At 58.8% G+C, this 517-nt stretch carries 1 protein-coding gene; it reads right to left on the reverse strand.

Annotated elements, in window-relative coordinates:
* Positions 1-517: reverse transcriptase domain-containing protein (locus SO180_RS42535; RefSeq protein ID WP_449384730.1), on the reverse strand; the 517-nt coding region annotated here is incomplete at both ends.

The raw sequence follows: 517 nt of genomic DNA on the forward strand, positions 1-517 counted from the left end.
CGGCTTATCGAGGCCCTCACTCTTTCGCCGGCGTGGAGGCTGCGAACATAGATGTTGCAGTCATCCGCGTAACGGCAGAACCGGTGACCACGTCGAGCCAATTCCTTGTCGAGGTCGTCGAGCACGATATTGCTGAGGAAGGGCGAGAGCGGACCGCCTTGCGGGGTCCCTTCGTCCACCGGTCGGACCAAACCGTCTTCCAATACCCCGGCATTCAGGAATGCCCGGATAAGCTTGAGCACGCGTTTATCAGGTATTCGTGCGGCGACGCGCGACATCAGGATGTCGTGGTTAACTCGGTCGAAAAATCTTTCCAGATCGAGATCAACCACTACGTTGTAGCCATCGGCGATGTAACGCTGTGCCTGGGCTACAGCCTGGTGGGCGGACCGCCCCGGCCGAAATCCGAAACTGTGCTCCGAGAACGTCGGATCCCATCGCTCTTGGAGAACTTGCAGCATGGCTTGTTGAATCAGGCGGTCGACGACACAGGGGACGCCGAGTTTTCTGATCCCGC

Source organism: Bradyrhizobium sp. UFLA05-112 (genome assembly GCF_053572325.1).